Here is a 25263-nt window from a genome sequence, read left to right as displayed (position 1 = left end):
CCATGATGGAACCTCACGTAACGGAGCTGGAACGAGATATCATCAAAGAGATTCTGAATATAGGGCTGGCACGCGCGGCAGATTCGTTTGCAGCCATTGCCAAAGACAAGGTAATGCTGAAAGTGCCCGACATCCAGGTAATCGAGGTGAAGGAGCTACTGAACCTGGTAGCCCGGTACGAAGATACGCATGTCATTATCCAATCGGATATTAAAGGCGATTTTAACGGCGCTACGCTTATGCTGTTTTCGGAGGAGCACATTGTGCGCTTATCGGAAGTGTGCCTGAGCATGATTGATGTGCAGAAGGGAGAGCTCTCGGTGATGCAGGAGTCGCTGCTGCTGGAAATCAGCAATATTATTACCGGGGCGCTGGTTACGCAGCTGGCCAATATCCTGAAAGCAAACATTTACGGTTCGCCCCCCAAAGCCCCCAAAAACCACATAGCAGATTCTTTAAAAGATATCCTGGTGCAGCACCCCCTGTTTCAGCCCATGGTATTCACGGTTATCACCCAGTTCACGCACAACTACAAGAAAGTGGAACTGCCGCTGCTGCTCTTCTTCGATACGAACACCCTGCTAAAGGTGCTTGATATCATCCGGACGTTCACCGTCAATAAAAATCCGCTCATCGATGACGAACATTAATTCATCTTACTACTGCTGAAATAGGGCGTCAGCCTCCATTTTGCGATAGCATAAGAGGAGCAGCGGCTGTGGTGGCAGGTGCAGAGCACTTTTTTAACTAAAAAACGCTTCTGCACCTGCCACCACAGCCGCTGCTGTTTTGTCTGAACCTTTGATTTACGGTGATTTTTTTGATTTACCTGATTTTAATCTTGCGCGACTATTTGTCTGAATCAGGATTTACAGAATTTTAGAAATTTCAAGATTAGGGTTGTCTGAACAATCTGTCTGAATCACGGATTAAACAGATTCAAGGATGACACGGATTAAAGATTGTTTGTGGTTCGTGCAGGAGACGCGGGCGCATCTCTACAGCCATACCCGCAACCTCTCTACCTCTCTACCTCTCTACCTCTCTAACTCCTAAAACGGATAGCCGATGGCGATATTCAGGGTCATGCCGGTATCGCCTTTTAGTCCGAACCTGAAATCGTTGAGCACGTTTTTTTCGCCTCTTGGCAGCGACGGTACCTGCACCGGGATACCAAAGTCGAAGCGGATGACAAAAAAGTCGACGTCCACGCGTAGACCGAAGCCTGTGCCGACAGCTATCTGGCTCAGGAAGTTGCCGGCCCGGAACCTGGCGCCTGGCTTTTCCACGTTTCCATCTTCGTCAAAGGTGTCGCGCAGCAGCCAGATGTTGCCTGCATCCACAAACACAGCTCCTTTAAAGAAACCGAATATCGGGAAGCGGTATTCCACGTTCGCCTCCAGCTTCATGTCGCCGGTCTGGTCGAAGTATGAGAAGAACAACGAATCGGGTGGGTTGTAGCTGCCGGGGCCAATGCTCCTGGCCCGGAAGGCCCGGATGCTGTTGGGGCCGCCAATCGAAAACTGCTTCACGTAGGGCAGCGTGGTGGAGTTGCCGTACGAATAACCCACCCCAGCCAGGAAACGCGTGACCAGTTCCGTATTTTCGGTCAGGCTGAAGTAGTGGCGGAAGTCGTTTTCGAAGCGAACATATTGCGAGTAAGGCTGACCGGCTATGGTGCGTGGTTCATCGGGAGTGGGTTTATCTGCTCCGGTTAAGTTCTGCAGCGCATTGATAAAGTTACCCGATACGTCAACCGAAAAGTTGTTAAAGAACCGGTGCGTTCGTTCTTCGAACATCTGGGTGGTAAAGGTGTGCTCGTAAATGGAGCCGATGATGAACTGGTTTTCGAAGGTGCGGCGCAGGTACTGGTTTGCAGTCAGGAGCGAATCAAATAATTCGGAAGGGTTAACCAGGCTCACATACTGTAAATTGACCGGGGTGATCTGGTGCGTGACCGTTTGCTGCGGGCGCCAATTGTAGCCATACGAAGCGTTAAAGGAGTTCATCTGGAAATAATCTACCCGGTTCAGGAAGTTAAAGCCAAACGTGATCAGGGTTTTCGGGACGAACTCGGTGCGCAGGTTGGTTAAGTTAAACGGCGACAAGATGCGTGGAATGGCCAGTTTCGTTTGTACCCCGAGCTCAAAAGAACTGATATTGGCGTTGTCGATTGTTCTATCCGAAGAGGCATCTGAAACTGCACCCGTCCTGCTGCCGCCCACCTGGCTCTCGAGGTTGCCTGTAAAATCTACCGTAAGCATTTCAGAACCTTTAAAGGCATTCCTGTTTCGGAAGGAGGTGGTGATACCGGGGCCGGCGAAGTTGTTTGTTTTGCTTACCATTTTAGCCTCAACCTGCAGGCCTTTTTTCAGGGCAGGCGTCAGGTAGATGAAGGCATCCAGCTTGTCAGGCTGCAGGGTATCCTGCTCGTATTCGATGTTGGCAAACTTGTAGGCGCTTAAGCCGGTAAGCCGTTTCATGGTGAGCAGGTGGTTCCGGCGGGTGTACAGGCTGTCCTGGTACAGGAAAATACCGTCCAGCAGGTGGCGGGCTTTTACATAGTTTTCGTTCGGGATGTAATGGTAGGTTTTGTACTGGATGGTGTCGTTGATGCTGATGCTGTCGTTCAGGAAGTAATCGGCATGAATATAAATGTCGTCCAGGTTATAGGCCTGAAGTTCTTTCGGGGCGGCAGAGCGCTTGAGCCGTAACAGTACATCTGCCTGCCGGTTGCCAACGGTCGTGTCCACGCTGAAAATGAGCATGTCGGGCCGGAAGAAGAAGTAGCCTTTATTTTTCAGGTCCTCGTCTATCCGGATGCGCTCCTGTGTCATTTTGGGCAGGTCGTACGGCTCGCCGGGCTGCAGCAGCGAGCCAGCCTTGTTTTGCAATATCTCTTTATGGACCGGCAAAGAGTCGTTGAGCGTGTATTCTATTTTGCGGATGCGGTAAGGTTCCCCGACAAAAGCTGTCCAGTCGATGGTAGCCTGCTTTTTTTTGATGGTTACCTTGCTGGTAACGGAGTTGTTAAAGTAGCCCCTGTTGTGCAGCCGGCCGCTCATAATTTCGTTGATGCTGCTGGTATCCACTTCCGACAGCAGTACGGGCGGCTCTCCCAGCTTGGTGGCAATCCAGTGCCCGATGCCTTTTTCCCTGTCGCTGTGGAAGGTGTTGTAAATCCAAAGCTTGGGGCGCAAGCCCAGGATGGAGGCGTTTGGCTGCGGGCGCACGTTTGCCGTCAGCTCTGTTTTCAGCTGGCTTTGCCGCTGGCTGCTGTCTTTCTCGTTGTTAATCTTTACACTGAATCCTGCAAACAGGGCGTCTCCTTCCGGAACTGTTTTCGTACTGCTGCAGCCCCAGCTGAGGATAGCTACTGCCATAAAAGCAGTTAACCGTGTAAGAGGTAACCTGCTGCATCGTAAATATCTAAACATAGAATGTTGAGCTTATCTGTTAAGGGTTAATTTTGAGAAGCCGTTTCCATGCGACGTTCAACATTTTTTTCTTTCCGTCGTTCGAGGCTTCTGAAAAGGTCTGAGAAGTTGTTGTACTCTTTGGCAAATACGAGGGCGGCACCGGTTGCCCTTACGTCACCTTCCAGGAATTCGTACTGGTCGCGCTGGAACACGCGCACACGCAGCCTGCCGTCTTTTGTTAAGGAATATTCCACCGAAATATCGCCTGTAAATCCGCTTGCATTCCGGTTGGCTTCCTGTTGCCCCTCCAGCCCGATGTCGCTGCCGACGCGAATGCTTAGGCGGTTGTCCAGGAACTGCTGGCGCAGGGCCACATTTAAATCCGTACGTCCCTCTGCTGCTCCGGAAGAATAGTCTTCGTAGGAATTAATCCCGAATTCAATCCCAAGGCCGCCGGCGTAGCGCTGGGTAAGCTGGTTGAGCTGGTCTGTCATTACCTGGCTTAAGCTGTTACGGGCTGTGGCTGCAAAGCTGGAGCCGGAGCTGGTGAACGGGTCGGGCGCCATAAAGCGGCCCAGCACCAGCAGCGAGAAAACCTGTTTGTTCATTTCCGCTTCGTCCTGCCGAAGGTTGCCCAGGCTGCTATCCACCAAGCCACCCACTGCTCCCCGTTCTTCTTCCGGCAACTGAATGTCGAATGTGATTTCCGGAGTTAAAATATCTCCTTCCACGTTTACATACAGCTGGAATGGCAGGCGGTTGCGCAGGGCAGGATCATCGGCAGAAGCGGCAGCCTGCGAAGCAATCAGTTCCATGGGAGCAGCCTGTACGTTGTAGATAGCGGTAATCTGCATATCGCCCTGCATAGGGTCGCCCGCCCACGAAATGTAGCTGCCTTCGGCAATCTGCAGTTCCCGTGACGCCAGGTCGAAAAAGTCCATCCGGTATACACCGTCGCTAATCTCGTAGCGGCCGGTCATGTTGATGGTGCCACTCGGCGTCATGCCAACCAGCAAAGGCGTGGCCGAACCCCTGACCTCCAGGTGGTCGCCGGTAATAGGATCTATCACAATGGTGATGGTCGTAGCATCGGTAACCGTTATTTCAGCTTCTACGTCGGCACCTATAAATCCGGTCTGGGTGGTATCGGCTTTTTGTAGTTCGCCTACAATGGCTGTCAGCGCAGGGTTCAGGTCTACAAATTCCACAATGCCTTCCCGTTCTGCGGCGCCAACGTTTTCGGCGGGTATTACGGCCGTAAAGGTAGAGCCATCCAGCACACGCGCTGTTACATCGATCTCCGGTTGTGCCATGGTACCGGTAATGGTGGCATCGGCAGCAATTTTAACGGTGCCGTAAAACAGGTCGTTATCCGCTGAAGTCGAGTTCATAGCCAGGAAATTGTCGGTGTTGGCTGTTAAATCGAAGCGGTAGTCGACATAATTCTGGGTTAGGATATTTCCGTTTACTTCCAGGTTATTGCCCAGCGTATCGGTCAAAGTGAAATCGTTTAAGCTGATGCCCTGCTCGTTGAACACCATGCGCTCGTTCTGCAGCCGGTAAATGGAGTTGAGCATGCTGATGTTGAACTGTGCCTGGTTGAAGTTAAGGTCTCCTAAAATCCGGGGGCTGTCGAGGGTACCGGTAATACGAAGCTTACCACTGGCTGAGCCATCCAGGTCTTCGACGATGCCCTGCGTAAAGCCCTGCAGAGAAGCGATGTTCAACGTGCTGATGTTCGCATCGAGGTTGAGCAGGCCGGCATCCGGCTGCATTTCATAAAAGCCTGAAATCAGCATCTGATTGCCGTTGCCGGTGAGGGTGGCGTTGAGGTTATAGCGGTTGTTGCCGGAGCTGCTTGCTTCCAGTGCAATGTTCCCCACCGGCACGCCCATATACGCAAAGTCAGAAACGGTGAGGTCGGACGTAAAGGTCGGAGCACCCGACATGATATTGTTGAGTGTGGCGGTGCCGTTCACTACGCCGGCAATCAGGCTGTCCTGCTGCTGGAACGTCTGCATCAGGTAAGCGATATCGAAGTTTCCGAACTGCACCTGCAGCGGCGCGTTGGGCGTCACAGGGCCGGTGCTGTTCATGGAAATATAGCTGTTGCCGCGTTCAATCCGGATGTTGTTGGCATAAAGCAGGTTGGTGTCGAACTGCAGGTAGTTGTTCTGCGGAACCGTCCATTTATCACTGTTGATTACCAGCTGGTCCGGGTTAAAAGTAAAGCGGTAGCCTCTGCCCATGCTGTTGAGCAAACCGCCCAGCACAAACTGTTCTGCTGCTGTAGAGTCGCCTACGGCCAGTCGCACGGTCAGGTCGTTGTCGCGGGCGGCGCCGGTCAGGGTAACGTTGTCAAGCTTTAGCGAAGGGGACGAAAGCTGCCGCAGGTTCACATTGTATCCGAGCTGTTCCCGGTTTCCGCGTACCTGCAGGTCCAGGTTTTTGAGGGTGTAGCCGGTGTAGGTAAGGGAGCTGACTTTTACATCGGCCGTTAACTGCTGCGTGTCGCCGTTGTAGGCTGCCACAATGGTGTCTGCTACCGAAAGCTGCGTGAGGCCCGGTACAAAAGAACTGATCAGGTCCGGGTTTTTTAAATTTGCATTGATCCTGAAATCGCCCAGGTTTACATTGGCAGGGTAGGGCGGGTCTGGCTGCAGGTCAAAATAGTTGGAGAAATGTTTTTGTAAGGCTGTCGGTAGCGTAGCCAGTGTGTTTTCAAACTGCATGGTGGCGTCGGCAATAGTGGAGCGCAACTGCACCTCTGCCACTTCTCCTGTCTGTTTCAAATTCATCCACAGCGAATCTACAGGGTACCTCTTCTGGTTATGGCTGATTACCAGTTCCTGCGCATTCAGGGTGCCGCTCAGGGTGCTGGCATCGGCGCCGGTAAAGCGGCCCTGCAGGTTGCCCTGTATGCTGAGCGGCTCGGGGTAAAAGTTTAGCGTTTGCAGGTTGGCTTCTTTCAGGTCGAGGTTAAACGTGTAGGATGGTTGCTGGCTGTCGCGCAGGTTAAAGTCGCCGTTCAGGGTAAAGGCAATGTTCTCGTCTGCTGAAGTTGCATTAACGGTATACAGGTTCTGGTTGATGGTGGCGTTAACATCGATGTTGTTGTAGGTGTAGTTGTTGTAGCCCAGTTCCTGCACCTGCGCCTGTACCTTTGCCCGCATGGTTTCCGGGGTGAGGCCGGTTCCGGTGGCGGTGGCCTGCATGGTAACGGTACCAAGGCCAAGCGAATCCGTAAACAGCTCCCGCATGTTCAGCTTTTGTACGTTGACGGTTGCCTTAAACGGTTCAGCGCCTTTCGGTCCCTGGTCCATGTCTACTTTTGCCGTAATGTTACCCACGGAACTGCGGATGTCCAGGTCGGTATCAAAAGCGGTCAGGCTGCCCTGGTAGGTGCCGGTCATGCTAATGGTGCTCGGGATGCGGATATTGGGGGGCAGCACTCCCGGTGGCGTCAGTGCCAGGATATCGGTGCGGGTGGTGTTCAGCTGCCGGATGCGCAGGTCGAGGTAAAGATTGTCCGGGTTGGTGGCGTTGCGTACGTTGCCGCTTACGTTGATGCGTGTGTTCTGCAGTCCGATTACCTCCAGCCGCTCTATCCGGAAGTTGTCTGCTTCTCCTGCTGCGCGTCCTTCAATGTACAGGGTAGAACCGGCTATTTTGCGGAAAGAAGGATCGTTAGCCAGGTCAGGGACAAAATACAGCACATCTTCCATCGCGAGGCGGTTCTCCTGCAAATTAACCGCAAAGGCAATTTGCTCCGGGTTTTCGGCCAGTGCGGTATACGACGGGTAACGTAACTCCAGTTCGGGACCAAGCTTGCTGTTGTTGGTTCGCAGGTCCAGGTTTGTGAGGCTGGCGCGGGTGGAGTCTATTTCGATGTCGGCGTTGAAATTCTGAATCGCGAAACCACTTTGTTCTGTCAGTTTCAGCTGGTTCAGTTCTATGCCCATCTGGTTCATGCTGTACCGGAAGTTATCGGCATCAAGTTCAATGTTCCTGAAGAGCAAATGGTCGAAGTCCATTCCCTGCTTTTGTTCCGGTACGTTGTAGTTGTCGAAAGCGAAGTGTACATCGGATACATTAATTTTGTCCAGGCCGATCACCCATTTTATTGGCTGCCCCTGCGTCTTTTCCACCGATTTGTCCAGCTCTTCCACTACTTCGGCGGGGTTAACGGTCAGGGAGTCCGGTGAAACGTATTTTTCCTGGGCATAGACCACTGACGTATTGTGCAGATCAAAGCGGCCAAGGTCTACGCGGGCGTTCGGAAGATCGATGTTGTCGGCGGTGAGTTCGGCTTTGCCAAGATCGAGTACTATCCGTTGGTCGGAGGGAACACCTACATAATTTAAATCAATGTTTTCCAGCTCCACGCGGTTCAGGCCAAACTGCATGGTAATAGGCTGCGGCTCTGTTTCGGGCGGAAGCTTTGTCTGGACGAACCGGATACCGGTGTTTTTCAGGTTGACCTCGTCGATGCGGTAAATTTCCTCCTCCAGGTTCAGCTCCTCCATGGTGGTAACAAGCTGCCCCACGCGGCCCCGTATCAGGTTACCGGCGGCTTCGTCGCGGTAGTCGAGGTAAAAATTTTCGATGTTAATTACATCGAGGTTAATTTTCATAGCAGCGGCGGTGGTATCGGCGGGTTGTGCGGCAGTGGTGTCGGTGGCAAAGGCATCCAGGATAAAATCGTAGTTGGCGGAGCTGTCGGGGCGGATGTGCAGTTTGGCCGTGGCATTCTGCAGGTCTATCCTGCCAATGTTCAGCTCTCCTTTCAGCAGCGACAGTACCTTCATGTCCAGTCCCAGCCGTTCGCTGTACCAGAGGGTGTCCTGCTGCTGGTCTTCGATGTATACGTTGTTGAGTACCACGGCATTACGCCAATCAGTAGTAAAGCTGCCGATGTCTACGCGGGTGCCCCAGGAGTCTTCCAGGTAGTTTGCCGTTTTCTGGGCTACAAAATTCTGTACCCCCGGCACCTGCAGGGCAATAACGATGAGTAATAGTAATCCCACAACTATCCCCAATATCCAGAGTATAGTTTTCAGGAAAATCCGTCCGATATGTGAAGCAGAAGCGATAGTGGTAAATTTTGGTTCCGCTAGGCTTTACGGATTTTTTTTGAGAAGGATAGGGCCTGCTCTACAACAGGGCTACAATTCAGGTGGCAACCAGCCTCTACCCTGAGGACCGCACCTGTTATTCCGTGTTGATGCCCTGCAGCCATTTGACGGCATCGGCTTTGTGAGTAAAGTTCCGCAGCTGGAAAGTCAGTTGTAAGTTTTGGTTGATCTGCTTTATGTTTTCCCGGGCCGTGCTTTCTACAGAGGAACTGACCGACTGTACCCGTGCTACTTTCTGCAGCCGCGTCTTCATCAGCCCCTCAGCTAAAAACAGGGCAACATCCCTGCTTTCTTCTGCACTCACCGAGACAGTTGTTTTGCTGGAGTCCAGGATCAGTCTTTTGACATCGTAATTCCGGATGTATTCGGCCATGATGGTGATGCTGTGCTTGATTTCGGGAAGCAGGAATACGTGCAGGTTGGGGTATTCCACCTCCAGGATATCAGTGGCCGGATTATAATCGAGTTTTATAATGGTGTTCTGAAACAGGATCATGGTACGAAGCAAGCGGTTGTGCCTGTATCATACGTGAACACCAGCAGTTGTTTACATCTTTTTAACAATTGCAGGAGCAGCGGCTATGGTGGCAGCTGCAGTGAATTAAAACGGGCACGGTATGGCTGTTACTGCAAAAAAAAGCCGGCACATTCAGCTTTAAGCTAAACGTACCGGCTTTGGTAACAGGCAATGTGCGCGCTGTTAAGGTTCTGTTTACTATTTCTGATGTTTTTTAGCGATAGCCAGGATGTTGGCAGCGCGTGAGGTCAGCCAGTCGAAGCCTGCGCCTGCGTTTTTATCTGCTTCAAATAACTTGGAGCCTAAGCCTACAGCTTTTACACCGGCGCCAAACCATTCGCCAATGCTTTCTTCGGTAGGAGCCACACCGCCCGTCGGCATGAACAGCAGGTTCGGGAACAGCGCTTTGATCGCTTTCAGGAAGCCGGAACCCAGCGTATCGCCCGGGAAAAGTTTTACCAGGGAAGCACCCGCTTTTTCGGCCTGGTTGATTTCGGTTGGCGTCATGCAGCCGGGAATCCAGAGCAGGTCGTGCTGGTGAACGGTTTTAGCCACGTCGGCATCCATAATCGGGCTCACAATAAAGTCTGCACCGGCAGCGATGAAAGCTTCTGCACTTTCGCTGTCTTTAATGGTGCCGATGCCCAGTTTCAGGTCAGGATATTTTTCGGAAGCTACTTTCTTGAGGATCTTGAAATTTTCAAGCGCCTTGTCGCCACGGTAAACGAATTCGAATACACGCAGGCCGCCGGCATAGCAGGCATCGAGCACAGCCTTGCAGGTTTCCGGATCAGCATTGTAATACACCGGAATTACAGGAGATTCCTGGATCTTTTCCAGTACGTTATTTTTATCAGTTGCCATATTAGTATTGTTGATCAAAATCTAACTAAGTTGAATAAAGGATTAAGCCGGAACGATGCTTTGCTTCACCTGCCCGGCGGAATGTTTGCCGAAGTCGCCGGCTACAAACAGTTTCTGGAAAGCGGCTGCGGTAGCAAAATCAATCACGTCCTGGCCTTGCAGGTTATTGAACAGGCTGTAGAGCAAGCCGGCCATAAAGGCATCGCCGCTGCCAATGCGGTCTACCACCTCGTTTGTTTCGTAAACCGAGGAGTGGTATTGCTTTGTGCCATCGTAGTAAGTGCCGTAGAACAGGTTGTGACGCGGGTTATCCATAAAGCGGTAGGTGTAGGCCACGTGCCTGCACTGCGGGAATGCTGCCTGCACTGCCTTTGCCGACAGCTCGGCATACTCGAGGTACTTCTCCACGCTGGTGTTTCGGTCCAGCGATTCGTCGATGGGTGTGCCCAGCATTTTGTTGGCGGCCCAGATGTTGCCCATGATCACGTCGCAGTACTGTACGAGTTCCGGCATCACTTCCAGCGGCGTTTTGCCATAGTCCCAGAGGCGGCTGCGGTAGTTCAGGTCGATGGAAATGGTCAGGCCTTTTTTGCGGGCTGCCTCCAGCGCTTCTTTACATACTGCTGCCAGGTTCGGGTTCAGGGCAGGGGTGAGGGCGCTCCAGTGGAACCAGGTATAGCCTTCCAGGAGGCTGTCCCAGTCAATCTGGCCTGTCGTTAACTGGCTGAAGGAAGAGTATTTGCGGTCGTACACGACCTGGCCGGTGCTTAGTCCGTTGGCCGACATCAGGAAGTACAAGCCCATGCGGTCGCCGCGCTTGAGTACCCGGCTGGTGTCTACGCCGTTGTTTTGCAAAACGTCCAGCGCCCGGTTGGCCAGCTCGTTGTCCGGAACGCAGGTAAAGTAAGAACACGGCACTTTCCATAGTCCAAGCGAAGCGGCTACGTTGGCCTCTGCTCCCCCCGGAAAGGTTTGAAGCAGGTTATCGTTGGCAGATGCATCGTTGTCGACAGCAGCTAAGCGCCACAGCAATTCTCCGAAAAGGAGTACTTTCCCATTACTCATGTTAATGATGTTTTTATTTTGTATCGTCAGACTTTACTTGTCCGCTTAAATTCAAAGGAAAGTTAAGCAGAATACCGTAGAACCTGAAGCTGTTTTTACAATAATTATCCGTTTTTATACTGCAGCACCTGCCACCACAGCCGCTGCTCCCCTGGTGTGCGAAATCGTTTGCGCAATTTGCTTATTGCTCGCCATGATTCCAAATCAAAATACGTTGCTGCTGCCCTCACCACTGCCGCTACACTCCGCCGAACACGCTAAAGCCGCCGTCTACGTTAATGGTGGCGCCGGTCACAAACCTGGAGGCATCGCTGAGCAGCCACACCAGCGCTCCTTTCAGCTCGTCGGGGTTTCCGAAGCGCTTAAAAGGTGTCTGCCGGATCACGAGTCCGCCCCTATCGGTATAGCCTCCTTCCGGGGTAGTAAGCAGGTCGCGGTTCTGCTCGGTCAGGAAAAAGCCCGGGGCAATGGAATTCATCCGGATCTGGTCGCCGTAGCGGTTGGCCAGTTCCACCGCGAACCACTGGGTGTAATAATCCACGCCTGCTTTGCCCATGTTGTAGCCCAGCACTTTGGTAATGGCGCGCTTGGAGTTCATGGAAGAAATGTTCACGATGCTTCCGTTGCCGGTTTTCGCGATAGCTTCCCCGAATATCTGCGTAGGAACAACGGTGCCCCACAGGTTGATGTCCATTACTTTTTTCATGCCTGCCAGGTTCATGCTGAAGATATCATCTTCCGGTTCCAGCACGCCAGCCGGCATGTTGCCACCCGCACCATTTACCAGACCATCGATCCGGCCAAAGGTATCCAGCATTTTCTGTTTAGCCTGCTCCAGTTGCTCTTCGTGCAGTACGTCAGCTACCAAGGCCACCGCCTTGCCGCCACTTTTATTTATGGCTTCGGCTCTTTCGGTCGCCACGGCTTCGTTCCTGCCCAGGATGCCTACGGCCCCACCTGCTTCCACGATGCCCTCGATGAAGGCTCCGCCCAGTATGCCTGTGCCGCCTGTTACTACTATTACTTTGTCTTTTAAAGAAAAACTGGTTTCCATGTGTTGGTGTGTTGTCAGAATTTAAAAATAGCTTCGGTGTTTTGCGCCTGTATACTTGTGTCTGGCAGCGCCCTGCTTAGCCGCTGCCTTTTATATTAAGGAATAGAATTGCGTAAATATAGCGGATCAGAATTTAAACATAAAAGATTCAGTTCCAGCAAGCTAAATAAGAGGGCGTTTCAGGTGTGGGTTGGTAGGAGGCTGTTTAAGTAACTGGGGAGGAGGGAGGTAAGGCGATCTGGTGCTTTTTTCCTGAGGCGGGTAAGTAGATCATCTAACGTAAAGGGAGGAAGTGATGGAAGAAAATTACTGTAATTGATATTTATCATTTTTTGTTCTGCCTTTTACTGGGTAATTTGTTGAATATCAGCTCCTGCAAAGGGTAGTCTTCCGCTGTTGTCTTTAATAACAGAGAATGTTTTTATGCAGCCTGATGTGCAGCGGGAGTGGAGGCTGGTGCAGAAAATATTTTAAAAGCTGATTTCAGGAAAAAAATACCTGCAGATGTGGTAGGGTACGAACTACTATCAGAGCAGGCAGCTAAATTACGATGCCGCCATACTAAAAGGTGTGCAATCGATCCTGTTGCGGGAACACAAGATTTGCCTTTGTATTTTCAGGTAAAAGTCCTTACTCCTGCTTGCTTCGGAGGCAGTGGAGGGAACAGAAGTTGAAGTTTATGGTGTTGAAGCAATAAGGGGATTTTAAAATCAAATGTTTTATTAATTAATCCCTGTTTCGTTAACAGTTTTATATTTTTTTATTCCAGATCTTTGCAAGTTGAAAAAAAAAGCGGATATTTATCGCCCACTTGAGTAGTTGAAACCGAGTTTGGATAAATTTAAACTAAAATACTCGCTGCCAGTCTATTGAATAACATATGGCAACTCCCGGAATATCCATAGAATTTACAATTCTGGCAGCTGTTCCGGCAGGTTTTAAATACTATATGAAAACAACTTCTTCTCCTGCAAAATGCCGGTAAACTGACCGGAGAATGTTTGGCCGCGCTGCTGATTTTTTTGCCGGGTAAACATATAGATGCAACGTAATATTATTAGGTAGTTATTAACACTTTGAGCCTTGAATATAGCAGTACTTAAAGAAACCAGAGTGCCCGAAAGTCGGGTAGCCCTAACACCCGACGTAGTGAAGTCGCTGACAAAAGCCGGGTTTAAATGTGGTATAGAAAGTGGAGCAGGCGTTGCTTCCGGCTTTTACGACAAAGCGTACGAAGAAGTTGGCGGCGTTATTTTTGCCGACAAGGCTGCGCTGCTGGAGAATGCCGCTGTACTATTAAAGGTAAACGCTCCTACCGTGGAAGAGGTATTGCTGTTGCCGGATGGCAGTGCGGTTATTTCCTTCCTCTATGCCTATACCATACCGGAGGTAGTGGACATCTGCGTGAAAAAGAAGATTTCTGCCTTTGCCATGGATGCCGTTCCGCGTATTTCCAGGGCACAGAAAATGGATGCCCTGAGCTCGCAGGCGAACCTGGGCGGCTACAAAGCGGTGATTATGGGTGCTAATGCACTGGGTAAAATATTTCCGCTGATGATGACGGCTGCCGGTACCATTACGCCTGCCCGTGTGCTGATTTTCGGTGCCGGTGTGGCTGGTTTACAGGCTGTGGCAACGGCCAAACGCTTGGGTGCTGTGGTAGAGGTAACCGACGTGCGCCCTGAAACAAAAGAACAGGTAGAATCGCTTGGCGGCCGCTTCCTTGAAGTGCAGGCCGAAGGTGTGAAAACCGAGGGTGGTTATGCCAAGGAAGTATCTGCCGAATACCTGCAAAAGCAGAAAGAGCTTATCTCCAAACACATTGCGGAGGCGGACCTGGTAATCACCACGGCCCTTGTAATCGGTAAAAAAGCGCCGATGCTGGTAACCGAAGAAATGGTGAAGAGCATGAAGCCCGGTTCTGTGATCGTGGATATGGCGGTGGAATCTGGTGGTAACTGCGCCCTCAGCCAGTTCAACAAAACGGTGGTGGAGCATGGCGTTACCATTGTAGGTAAGGTTAACCTGCCTGCCCTGGTACCTGTGAATGCCAGCGAGCTTTACGCAAAGAACATCAGCACGCTGCTGCTGCACCTGGCCAACAAGGATGGCTTTAAGTGGGAAATGGAAGAAGAGATTACCAAAGGTTCTCTTATCACGCACCAGGGAGCGCTGGTACATCAGTTTACAAAAGATATATTACAAACTCAGAAAGTATGAACGCAGAAACTTTAATAGTACTTCTCTATGTGCTGGTGCTCGCCAGTTTTGTAGGATTCGAACTTATTTCCAAGGTGCCGCCAACCCTGCACACGCCCCTGATGTCCGGTTCCAATGCCATTTCCGGTATTACCATTGTGGGTGCGATCGTGGCTGCCGGACCGGATACCTGGTCGGTGAGTAAAGGACTTGGAATTGCGGCCCTGTTGCTGGCCACCCTGAACGTGGTAGGAGGTTATGTAGTGACGGACAGGATGCTGCAGATGTTTAAAAAGAAGAAAAAATAAGATCGATGGAGAAAGATTTATTAATACGAATAGCCTACCTGGTAGCCTCTGTGCTATTTATCGTAGGTATCAAAATGCTGGGCAAAACATCCACGGCCCGTAAAGGCAATACCCTTTCGGCTGTGGCGATGTTCATTGCCATTGTAGTTACCCTGCTCGACAGCCAGGTACTGAGCCTGACGGAGATTTTTGTGACCATCCTGGTTGGTTCTGCCATTGGTACGATTGCTGCCCGCCGCGTAGAAATGACCTCTATGCCTGAAATGGTGGCGATTTTCAACGGTTTCGGTGGTGCTGCCTCGGTACTGGTAGCTGCTTCGGAATACTGGCGTATGGCGCACGATGCAGGCATGAGCATGCCTGTAGTAGTGGGTGTAACTATCGTGATAAGTGTGATCATAGGTTCTGTTACCCTGACGGGCTCGCTTGTGGCTTTTGGTAAACTGAAAGGCCTTATCAACGGCAGAGCAATTGTTTTTAGCGGACAGCATGCTATCAACGCAATCCTGTTCCTGGCGGTGCTGGCCTTGTCGGTGCTGGTGGTGATCGATCCTAACATGGAGATCTGGATGGTAGGCGTACTTCTGATTGCCCTGTTGCTGGGAGTGCTGACCGTTATCCCGATTGGTGGCGCCGATATGCCGGTGGTAATTTCACTTCTGAACTCTTACTCTGGTATTGCAGCCTGTGCTACCGGTTTCGTACTCAACAACCAGGTGCTGATTATTGCCGGTGCCCTGGTAGGTGCTTCCGGTATCATCCTGACGCAGATCATGTGTAAAGCCATGAACCGTTCGCTTACCAACGTATTGCTGGGTGGCTTCGGCCAGACAGGCGGTGCCGGTGCTGCTGCCGGTGGTGGCGAAGAGATTGTGGTAAAAGAAGTTGGTGTGGAAGAAAGCGCCATGCTGTTCGAATCTGCCTCTTCTGTGATTATCGTTCCAGGTTATGGTATGGCGGTTGCGCAGGCGCAGCACGTGGTGCGCGAGCTGACCGATGTGCTGGAGCGTAACGGTACTTCTGTGAAGTTTGCTATACACCCGGTAGCGGGTCGTATGCCGGGCCACATGAACGTGCTGCTGGCAGAAGCCAACATCCCGTACGACAAGCTGATCGAGATGGACCAGATCAATGACGAATTTGCCAACACCGACATCGCCCTGATTATTGGCGCCAACGACGTTGTAAACCCTGCCGCCCGTACAAACCCAGGAAGCCCGATTTACGGTATGCCTATCCTGAACGCTGATAAAGCCCGTACGGTGATTGTAAGTAAGCGTGGTATGAGTGCCGGTTACGCCGGTATCGAGAACGAACTGTTCGGTTACCCGAACTGCCTGATGCTCTTCGGCGACGCAAAAAGTACCATGACCAAAGTCGTAAGCGAACTGAAAGAGGCGATTCCTGCCTAAGCTGCTGCTTTATCATCATATACACAAAGAGGCTGTCCGGATTGGGCAGCCTCTTTGTGTTTAGGGCTGTTTCTGTTTTGCTGCAGCCGCCACCACAGCCACTGCTCCTTGTCTGAACCGTTGATGGTAGTGATGGAATGATGGGTGTGATTTTCTAATACTGCTGCAAGTTTAGCGCCAGCGTAACTTGTAGCTTTTCTATCAGACAAGCTTTCAGCTTGCGTTCTCCACAGGTACAGCTTCGCAAGCTGAAAGCTTGCAGGTATAAAAATAACACAAGTTACGCTGACGCTAAACGTGCGGCAGGTTGAGGAGGTGAATCCTGAAAATTTTAAAATTCTGTAAATCCTGATTCAGACAAATATAAAATCACACTCATCATTCCATCACTACCATCAACGGTTCAGACAAGGAGCAGTGGCTATGGTGGCGGCTGCAGCAGAACTTATAAAACAAAAAACTCACCCGGTTACTGTTTTTGTTGGGTTAACAAGGCAGTAACGGGTGAGTTTTTATTTATATGCGCAGCTAAAACTGCGGTTATTAGCGGTAGTTAAGCAGAGTTTCTTTCTGCGTTGATAATGCCGAATGAGCAGCGCATTACCAGCTTTTCGTAACTCTTTTTATTGTCTGCCTGCACATCCTGTTCCTCCATTTCCCGGATCTTGGTAAGTCCGTATTGCTGGATGGTCAGGAGCGGAAGCTCAATGCGCTGGCGCATCTGGATAGACTGTAGGTTAACCGGCTTTCCTTCCATGAGTTCACCGCATCCTGTTAAGCGCAGGATGTAATGCCTGGTGCGTTCAAATTCCTCGTAGATCACCTTCCAGAGCTCACCATAATTCGGATGGTCTGCCAGGAATGCTGTTAACGGGAAGAAGCATTTGGTCATGGCCATTTCGCAGTTGTCGAGCAGCGTTTTAAAGAAGAGCGAGCGTTTGTAGAGTTGCTCCACATCTTCCCACTTGCCTGCCTTGTCCATAGCCTCCAGCGCTACGCCCACACCATAGTAACCGGGCAGGTTCTGCTTTAACTGGCTCCAGGACCCTACATAAGGCACGGCACGCAGGTCGTTCAGGTTCAGCTTGCCTGCTTTGCGCTTCGATGGACGGCTGCCAATGTTGGCTTCGGCATAGTACCGGAGCGGAGAGGCATAGTTCAGGTACTCCAGGAAGTAAGGATGCGTTTTAAGGGTGTTATAAGCCTCATAGCTCACATTAGATAATGTTTGCAGCAAATTCTCTTCCGAGTCTGTCAGCGTGGTGTCGCGGGTGCTGATGATGGCGTTGCTGATGCCGGCATGGATCAGCTGCTCCATGTTGTACTGCGCCGCGTCGATCGTGCCAAAGTTGGAACTGATCGTCTGCCCCTGTATCGTCAGCTGGATCTCTTTGTTGGAAATGTTACGGCCCATAGAGGCGTAGAACTGGTGCGTACGGCCACCACCTCTGGCAGTCGGGCCTCCGCGTCCGTCGAAGAACACCACCTCAATATCGTACTCTTTCGACAGCTTGCTCAGTTCTTCTTTGGCCTTATAAATGCTCCAGTTGGCCATCAGATAGCCGCCGTCTTTGGTGCCATCCGAGAAGCCGAGCATGATGGTTTGGGTGTTGTTGCGCAATTTCAGGTGCGAGCGGTACTCTTTGTTTTCATAGAGGGTACGCATTACATCCGGTGCGTTGCGCAGGTCCTCGATGCTTTCGAAAAGCGGCACAATGTCCACTGTAATTTTGTCGCGCTTCCAGCCGCTCAGCAGGAACAAGCCGTAAACTTCCATCACATCCACCGCCTTGGTGGTGTGGCTGATGATGTAGCGGTTGCTTCCCTGCTCTCCGTTGCACTTCTGAATCGTTTTGATCGCCCGGATCGTTTCGATCGTATCTTTGAACAGCTCGTTCTCAAACTGCTCCGCATCTACTTTATCTTTTATATTAAGCAGCGCACTTATCTTCTCCTGGTCCGACAGCTCCTTGTAGTTGTCCGGTAGCAGGTTTGTTTGTTCTGCAATCGTTTCTATCAGTTCTGCGTGAACAGAGCTGTCCTGGCGAATGTCGAGGGTAGTGAAGAACAGGCCGAAAAGCTCCACCTTCCGGATCAGGTTCTCGATCAGGTTCAGGAACAGGCTGTTGTGCCGCTCAATTATTGTCTTCCGGATGTCGTGAAGCGTACTAAGAATCTCGTCCTGTGTGATATCAATTTTATGGCCCGGGAGAAACAGGTTGTTGTACAGTTTTTCCTCCAGCGCGCCCAACGGACTTACCACGCCTTTAAAGGTAAGGCGGCGCTTGAGTTTACGCACATCGCGGTAGTACGACTTGATGATGCTGCCACGTAAAGCTTCGGATACCTTCAGGGTTGTTTTGGCTTTCACAAAAGGGTTCCCGTCCCGGTCGCCACCCGGCCAGAAGCCCAGGCGAATGATGGAGTTTTTGTCGCTTACCTCGTTCGGGAATTCGCTTTTGAGGTAGGTAAGGATATGGCCGGCCGCCTGGTAAAACACGTTCTCCAGGAACCAGATCAGGTTAACAGCCTCATCGTAAGGTGTTGGTTTTTCGTTTTTATAAAACGAGGTTTTGCCAAGCTGCTGCAGGTAAGAGTTCACCTGGGCGGTGTTGTCGTTGGCAAGCGCTTTAGACAAGTCGTTGATGATGCCCAGTACCTCGCTGGAGTAAAACTGCGTCGGGTGCGCCGTAAGTACCAGTCTTACCGAGAAGTCTTTCAGTTTTTCGGCCAGCTGTGGCTGCGTCTGCGTGTGCAGAATTTCAGACTGCAGATGTTTCAGGGTCCCGACACCGGTCATGTCGTTAATGTCGCGGTAGGCGGCATCCTCCAGGGCATCGAAGAGTACCACCTGGCGTTCTGCATACTGCACGAAACGGAACATCAGGTCGATGAGCTCCTGCTCGGTATTGTAGGGAGTGTACTGGTTGATGAAGGTATTGATAATTTCGGTAGGGCTTAACTTTTTATTGTAACCCTCCTCGCAGTGTAACAGGAAAATAGATAATAATACGCCGGTTTTCTCTACCCTGTGAAACGGCAGAGCGGTGAACAGGCTGTTGTATAACTGAAATTTCAGACCAATCTGCCTGTTATAAATCTGTAAAGTACTATTGGTAGAACCGTCCATAAATGCTAATTTTTGCAATAATACTATTTTTATCACGGATTTTATGCGAACAGGCGTAAAATTATGCGATTTTTTTTGTCAATTCTCTACTGGCAGGTTCTAAAATGGGAGACAGGTATCAAAAAGAAAGGGGGCAGAATCAGCATCTGCCCCCTTTCCGAAATCTTTTTCAGGTTTACTTGTCCGGTGTTACGGCTGCAAAGCTTAACGCTAAAATCAGCCTGGTTTGCCGGCTACTTACGGAAATGGTATTTTACTTTTTTACTGGCGAACTTCTTCGGAAACTTCAATTTATGTAAGTCTGCTCCGTTTATGATCCTGGTATTCTTTTTTACTTCTGCGTTGTTCTCGTTTTTATGGCTCTTGTCGTCTTTGCTGCTATTTTTTTCTTCGTTCTTCGACGATAAGGTGGGGTTGTCTGTTCTATAGTCCGAAGCAACTGTAGTGCTATAGGAAAATAAAAGTGAAATTATGGCTATAAATATCGTTTTCATGTTTATGTCTGTTATTTAATATAATAACTGTCTTCCTGGTCGGAATATTGTCTTAATAGTTATACTAGCCTGGTTGTGGATTTGTTCTGTTTTGCTGTTGTAAATATTTAAAAATTTATATATTAATATTAAATGCCTGATGTGTTATATTAGCCGGGTGAGTTTTTTGAGCAGGAGATGCTGGTGAATCCCAGATTGCACTTTGAGATTCCTTGCTTTTTGATGCTCGGTGCATTCCGGTGCTGAAAGGGAGAGGCAGTAGTATTGTTATAGTTAAATATTGAAATAAGAGCAGGTGGGTAGGAGGAAGAAAAGTTAGACAGGTGCTACGGGTGCCCCCTTCTGTAAGGAGTGATTGCCATTGCGATTGATTTTTTAGCCGGGAGAGTCACAAAGCGTGTCGCGCCATACAGCAACGGGAGCAGGAAGTGGTGGTGGACGTCAGGCAGCGGTTGAAGTTACTGCAGCGCCTGTGGCGCAGGCAATTCCTGCTGCACTGTTTTACCTAACCAGCAGCCAGGCAAGTGGGATAAAAAAGAAAGGGAAGTGCCTGTACGGCCTCCCCTTAAAGATGCAGTACTTGTCCTGTTTTTGGTGTTTAAACAAGAACAGGAAGCTTGCTACCTGAACACGATAAGCGATGACTTTCTTTTGTGTTTGGGCTTGTACTTCGTTCTTTTTGTGGTTAATTTTTTATGAAATATTAATTTTTTTAAATTTTGCACGAAGCTTTTATCAGCAGACTCCGTTTTTTCATTTTTATCACCTTTGTTCTTGTTAGTGTTATTTTCCTCCTCATCTCCGGAGGCATAGACCGTTGGGGGAGGCAGTTGAACAGAGGCATAAACGCTACTGCCTGTTAGTAGCAGTGCAATTGCTGGTATAAGTGCTTGTTTCATAATATTGTTTATTAAGTTATGTGGAAATAGGTAGTTTGGTATTTAATAGTGGTAATATTTATACTTGTGGCGGCCAATGGTATTGTGGTAAAGGTGTGAAAAATATTAGTAATATCAAATATATGCGGTGCGATATTTATAGGCTGTAAATGCTGTGTAATATGTTGGTTGTCAGGAATAAGTAATTTTTGTTTTGGCTATTCCTGGTATTTTAAAACCTGATTTTGTGTCGGTAAGCACCTGTGAATCCGGAAGATGTGTGGAAAAAGTTAAATTTGTTGTTAAAGTTATAATTTCGTAAATGCGCGCCTGCAAATTTTCGTCCGGGAGGTGGTAAAAAAATAATTTTTTCAGGAAAAATGCGGGTGTACAGGTGTTTTTTCTCTCTGTTTGAACATGGAATTGTGATGTTGCGCCTTCTCCAGCGTTGCGCGTGCTCATTTTGCTTATTTTTGTTCTGCTGTACCTGCCACCATAGCCTCTGCTCCTTCGGCATGGAAGACACATTTGTGTGATTTTGCTATGAAGCCGGCCCAAAGGAGTGTGGCAGCGGTAGGAGAAGTTGACGGTGCTGCAGGAGTGTTGCAGCCTGGAATTTCTGGTCCTGAAAAGGAAGGGTTTATGAAACGCAAAAGCCCGTGGAGCAGTTTGCTTCACGGGCCTGACAAATAATTTGCTGCTTGCTACTTACACATTGAAGCGGAAGTGCATGATATCGCCATCCTGCACCACATAGTCCTTGCCTTCCACAGCCATTTTACCGGCTTCTTTTATCTTGGCTTCGGTTTTATATTCCTGGTAATCCTTTAGTTTGATAACCTCAGCCCGGATAAAGCCCTTTTCAAAATCGGAGTGAATGACTCCTGCAGCCTGAGGCGCTTTCCAGCCTTTTTCGATGGTCCAGGCTCTGACTTCTTTTACGCCTGCCGTAAAGTAGGTGATCAGGTTCAGCAGTTCGTAGGAAGCCCGGATCAGTTTGTTCAGTCCGGACTCTTTCAGGCCATACTCGGCCAGGAACATTTCCTTTTCTTCGGGGTCGGTAAGCTCGGCTATCTGGGCTTCGATGGAGGCGCTGATCAGCACCACCTGCGCGTTTTCCGACTTTACATGCTCGCGCAATGCTTCCGAAAATTCGTTGCCATCGTTCATCGAGTTTTCGTCTACGTTGGCGGCATAAATTACCGGCTTTTCGGTGAGCAGGTTCAGGTCTTCTACAGCTTCTTTGTCATCATCGGACGCGTCGAGGCTGCGGGCGTTCAGGCCTGCTTCCAGGTGTGCCTTGTATTTCTCGAGGCTGGCAAGTTCTTTTTTGGCTTTGGCGTCGCCTGCTTTTGCAGAGCGCTGCACTTTCAGGAGTTTCTTCTCTACCGAGTCCAGGTCTTTCAGCTGCAGCTCGGTGTCTATAATCTCTTTATCGGAAATGGGATCTACCTTGCCGGCTACGTGCACAATGTTGGGGTCTTCGAAGCAGCGCACCACGTGAATGATGGCATCTACCTCGCGGATGTTTGCCAGGAATTTATTGCCCAGGCCTTCGCCTTTGCTGGCTCCTTTTACCAGACCGGCAATATCCACAAACTCGATAACAGTAGGCAACACCCGCTCCGGGTGCACCAGTTCTTCAAGTATCTGCAGGCGCTCGTCGGGTACGGTAATCACGCCTACGTTCGGCTCGATGGTGCAAAAAGGATAGTTGGCAGATTCTGCCTTGGCATTAGAAATAGCGTTAAACAAAGTAGACTTCCCTACGTTGGGCAGTCCTACAATTCCGCATCTGAGTCCCATTAATTTTTAGCTTTAATAATCAGGGGGCAAATATACAACAATTTAGCGAGGTGTGCAGGGGGAGGTTTGGAAAATGCTAGGGTAAGGTATAGCGAAGACAGGAAATGCTTAATAGCTCATGTTTTTTTAAGGTTGTGTTGATAGAATGCAATTATTTTTGAGAATAAATGTGGTAAATCTGTAAAAAGTTTAACTTTGCGGCGGTTTGTTTTTTCTGCCAGTATGTTGAGCCTGCTACGGGTGGTGGTGCATTGATTTGTAGTCAGACATTAATAGACTTGTTGAATATAATTTCCATTCCATTTTCTTCTTAGATGAAAGAACTTTTACTTCTAATGCGGGTAAGTTTGCTTGCCTTTGTTAATTTGTACAACATGAGAGAAAAAAGGAGCTTTAGCCCTGGCAGGCTTCTGAATCGGTTCATGCAATGCTTTGTGTTTCCTGTTCTGATGGCAGCAGGAACTTTATCTGTTGCGCAAGCTCAGTATTTGCCTGGGTCCAATGATGCAAGTTTCAATACTGAAGATGTAATCAGTTATCCGAAAGGATTTAATGGTACTGTTAATTCTATCATTATGCAAAGTGATGGCAAGATGATAATGGGAGGGGCTTTTTACATGTACAACGGACTATCCCGTGGAAGGATTATCCGCCTGAATTACGATGGGGCGCTCGATAATTCCTTCAATCCAGGAAGCGGCTTCGATGCGAGTGTTCTGGCTGTTGCGCTGCAAGCAGATGGTAAGGTGATGGTAGGTGGATGGTTTAATTTGTTTAACGGCAGCTCGCGCAGCCGGATTGCCCGTTTGAACGCCGATGGCACATTGGATACTTCTTTCGACCCCGGTACCGGCTTTAATAGTTATGTTTCCTCTCTCGCCATGCAACCTGACGGCAAAGTAATAGTTGGTGGTGGCTTTACAACCTACAATGGCGCCGCTGTTAACACCATCGTTCGGCTGAATACCGATGGTTCGCTAGACAACTCCTTCAATGGTGGCAATTTTACTGGAAATGTTATGGCAGTTGCCCTGCAAAGCGACGGAAAGATTGTTGTAGCCGGGGTATTTGACACCTTCAACGGCATCTCTCGAAATGGAATTGTCCGTTTGAACGCCGATGGCTCATTGGATTCCTCTTTCGATCCCGGTACCGGTTTTAATGGTAATGTTAATACCATTTTGGTGCAAGACGACGGAAAGGTGATGGCGGGAGGAAGTTTTAGTTCCATTAACGGCACAGCCCGCAGTTCTATCGCCCGTCTGAATGCCAACGGGTCGCTAGACAACTCTTTCAACCCAGGAACAGGTTTTAATGCTCCTACAGGGCCTATGTCGTTACCTGTTCAGAGTATTGCCTTACAGGCTGACGGAAAGGTTGTAGTAGGGGGAGCCTTTACTTCCTACAATGGCATATCCCGCAATGGAGTCGTGCGCCTCCATACCGAAGGCTCCCTGGATGAAACCTTCAATACTGGAACGAGCTTTAATAGTGCTGTATCGTCCGTTGCTCTTCAGGAAGACGGAAAATTGGTTGTAGGAGGAGCCTTTATTGGCTTCAGTTCTATGCTTCGTCAAGGAGTGGTACGCCTTCTCGCCAATGGGATTCCTGACATCACCTTTAACCCTTTTAGCGGTTTTGATAGTGTAGTTCAGGCTATTGATTTGCAAAACGACGGTAAGCTTGTAGTGGGAGGAAATTTTAGTCATTTTAATGGAATTGCCCGTAACAGAATAGCCCGTCTCAACCCTAATGGCTCATTAGATGAATTATTTAATCCTGGTTCTGGCTTTAATGGTCTTGTGCTGGATGTAGCGCTGCAACGCGATGGGAAGTTGCTTGTGGCTGGCAGCTTTACAGATTTTAACGGCATGCCCCGCTTCGGTATCGTTCGTTTAAATTCAAATGGCTCTTTAGACTCCTCGTTTGAAACCGGAACCGGTTTTAATAACCAGGTTACAAACATAACAATGCAGCCTGACGGCAGGATAGTGGTAGTTGGCAACTTTACTGTACTGAATGGTACACCCCGAAATAGAATTGTTCGCCTTCATGCCGATGGTTCGCTGGACGAATCGTTTAACCCCGGAACTGGGTTTGATAATTCAGTTCAATCGCTCGTGCTTCAAGAAGACGGGAAGTTGGTTGTGGGAGGATTTTTTTCTAATTTTAATGGTGTTATTCGCAATAAAATAGCCCGCCTCAACTCCGACGGCACGCTTGATTTTTCCTTTAACCCCGAAGCGGGCCTGGATTTCAGAAGCTACGTTGGATCAATTATTCTGCAGCCAAATGATAAGATAATCATAGGAGGAAACTTTAGTGCCTACAACGGTACAGCCCGCAACAATATCGCCCGCCTCAATGTCGACGGCTCACTGGATACTTCCTTTAATCCTGGTACCGGCTTCAATGGCACAGTTTATTCCCTGGTTCTGCAAAATGACGGTAAACTGGTTGTTGGAGGTCTGTTTACCGCCTTTAACAGTACCGTCCGCAACTTTATCAGCCGTCTCAATAGTGATGGGTCATTGGACAACTCCTTTAACTCCGGAAACGGGTTTAATGGACTTGTTTCATCTATTGCACTGCAAAGTGATGGAAATATGGTGGTAGGGGGGCAGTTTACTGCTATTAATGCTGTTCCGAGAACCAGGATCGCCCGATTAAATAACAACGACTTTCCATTAAGCACAGCCAAAGATCTGCACCCAGGGCTGAACCTACTGCTCTACCCCAACCCATCCCAGGGCGATATCAACCTGGAATTTTCTGAAGCAGAGGCTCTGGTGGGAGGTGCAAAGCTTACTTTACATGATGCCATGGGCCGACAGGTGCTTTCCCGGGAAGTAACAGCTACAGAGGAAAAGGCAGGAATAAAGTTAACTACAACGGGGCTTACAAGCGGCATCTATTTTCTGAATATCAGCACCAGGGGTAGGAGTATATCGAAGCGAGTAGTTTTAACAGAATAAAGCAATC

16 protein-coding genes are annotated in these 25263 nt (G+C 49.6%); 5 read left to right on the top strand and 11 right to left on the bottom strand.

What is annotated here, in order from left to right:
* Positions 1-2 precede the first annotated feature (2 nt).
* Positions 3-650 (top strand): chemotaxis protein CheC, encoded by a 648-nt coding sequence (locus DCW36_RS02905; protein ID WP_114779376.1) that lies wholly within the window; start codon positions 3-5, stop codon positions 648-650.
* Positions 651-1052: 402 nt separating this feature from the next.
* Here the strand turns inward: DCW36_RS02905 and tamL are convergent, their stop codons facing one another.
* The 6 genes from tamL to DCW36_RS02875 all read right to left on the bottom strand — a co-directional run bounded on the left by tamL (position 1053) and on the right by DCW36_RS02875 (position 12054).
* Positions 1053-3383 carry a translocation and assembly module lipoprotein TamL gene (gene tamL / locus DCW36_RS02900; RefSeq protein WP_114779374.1) on the bottom strand — a complete coding sequence of 777 codons (2331 nt, stop codon included), beginning with the start codon at positions 3381-3383 and terminating at the stop codon, positions 1053-1055.
* Positions 3384-3463: 80 nt separating this feature from the next.
* On the bottom strand, positions 3464-8446 hold the full coding sequence (locus DCW36_RS02895) for a translocation/assembly module TamB domain-containing protein (RefSeq protein ID WP_125185188.1): 4983 nt from the start codon (positions 8444-8446) through the stop codon (positions 3464-3466).
* Positions 8447-8630: 184 nt separating this feature from the next.
* Positions 8631-9050, bottom strand: coding sequence for a hypothetical protein (locus tag DCW36_RS02890; protein ID WP_114779370.1), 420 nt, complete (start codon positions 9048-9050; stop codon positions 8631-8633).
* 219 nt (positions 9051-9269) lie between these two features.
* On the bottom strand, positions 9270-9935 hold the full coding sequence (locus DCW36_RS02885; protein ID WP_114779621.1) for a beta/alpha barrel domain-containing protein: 666 nt from the start codon (positions 9933-9935) through the stop codon (positions 9270-9272).
* A gap of 42 nt (positions 9936-9977) precedes the next feature.
* Positions 9978-11000 carry a sugar kinase gene (locus DCW36_RS02880; protein WP_114779368.1) on the bottom strand — a complete coding sequence of 341 codons (1023 nt, stop codon included), beginning with the start codon at positions 10998-11000 and terminating at the stop codon, positions 9978-9980.
* A gap of 238 nt (positions 11001-11238) precedes the next feature.
* Positions 11239-12054 carry an SDR family oxidoreductase gene (locus DCW36_RS02875; protein ID WP_114779366.1) on the bottom strand — a complete coding sequence of 272 codons (816 nt, stop codon included), beginning with the start codon at positions 12052-12054 and terminating at the stop codon, positions 11239-11241.
* 1083 nt (positions 12055-13137) lie between these two features.
* Here DCW36_RS02875 and DCW36_RS02870 point away from each other — a divergent pair.
* From DCW36_RS02870 to DCW36_RS02860, 3 genes are read left to right on the top strand one after another with little or no spacing between them, the layout of a single operon-like run.
* Positions 13138-14274: a Re/Si-specific NAD(P)(+) transhydrogenase subunit alpha gene (locus DCW36_RS02870; protein ID WP_114779364.1), complete on the top strand. Its 1137-nt coding sequence runs from the start codon at positions 13138-13140 to the stop codon at positions 14272-14274.
* Positions 14271-14561, top strand: coding sequence for an NAD(P) transhydrogenase subunit alpha (locus DCW36_RS02865; protein WP_114779362.1), 291 nt, complete (start codon positions 14271-14273; stop codon positions 14559-14561). The genes DCW36_RS02870 and DCW36_RS02865 overlap by 4 nt, the downstream gene beginning before the upstream one ends.
* A gap of 5 nt (positions 14562-14566) precedes the next feature.
* On the top strand, positions 14567-15973 hold the full coding sequence (locus DCW36_RS02860; RefSeq protein ID WP_114779360.1) for an NAD(P)(+) transhydrogenase (Re/Si-specific) subunit beta: 1407 nt from the start codon (positions 14567-14569) through the stop codon (positions 15971-15973).
* Positions 15974-16526: 553 nt separating this feature from the next.
* Here the strand turns inward: DCW36_RS02860 and DCW36_RS02855 are convergent.
* From DCW36_RS02855 to ychF, 5 genes are all read right to left on the bottom strand, one after another.
* Entirely contained in the window at positions 16527-19121 is a 2595-nt protein-coding gene (locus tag DCW36_RS02855; RefSeq protein ID WP_240676026.1) for a phosphoenolpyruvate carboxylase, read from the bottom strand.
* Positions 19122-19336: 215 nt separating this feature from the next.
* Positions 19337-19597, bottom strand: coding sequence for a hypothetical protein (locus tag DCW36_RS02850; RefSeq protein WP_128396937.1), 261 nt, complete (start codon positions 19595-19597; stop codon positions 19337-19339).
* A gap of 620 nt (positions 19598-20217) precedes the next feature.
* A complete protein-coding gene (locus DCW36_RS02845) occupies positions 20218-20496 on the bottom strand; it encodes a hypothetical protein (protein WP_125185185.1) in 279 nt (92 codons plus the stop codon).
* 171 nt (positions 20497-20667) lie between these two features.
* Positions 20668-20937, bottom strand: a complete 270-nt coding sequence (locus tag DCW36_RS02840) for a hypothetical protein (protein ID WP_125185184.1) — start codon at positions 20935-20937, stop codon at positions 20668-20670.
* 246 nt (positions 20938-21183) lie between these two features.
* The gene (gene ychF / locus DCW36_RS02835) at positions 21184-22281 is read right to left on the bottom strand and encodes a redox-regulated ATPase YchF (RefSeq protein WP_114779354.1); all 1098 of its coding nucleotides are present in this window, start codon (positions 22279-22281) and stop codon (positions 21184-21186) included.
* 314 nt (positions 22282-22595) lie between these two features.
* Between ychF and DCW36_RS02830 the strand changes: the two genes are divergently transcribed.
* On the top strand, positions 22596-25256 hold the full coding sequence (locus DCW36_RS02830) for a T9SS type A sorting domain-containing protein (protein WP_114779352.1): 2661 nt from the start codon (positions 22596-22598) through the stop codon (positions 25254-25256).
* Positions 25257-25263: the final 7 nt, after the last annotated feature.

Origin of the sequence: Botryobacter ruber (genome assembly GCF_003347595.2) — a bacterium.
GTDB classification, from domain to species: Bacteria; Bacteroidota; Bacteroidia; order Cytophagales; family Hymenobacteraceae; genus Pontibacter; species Pontibacter ruber_A.
This window is presented reverse-complemented; position numbering and strand designations above follow the sequence as displayed.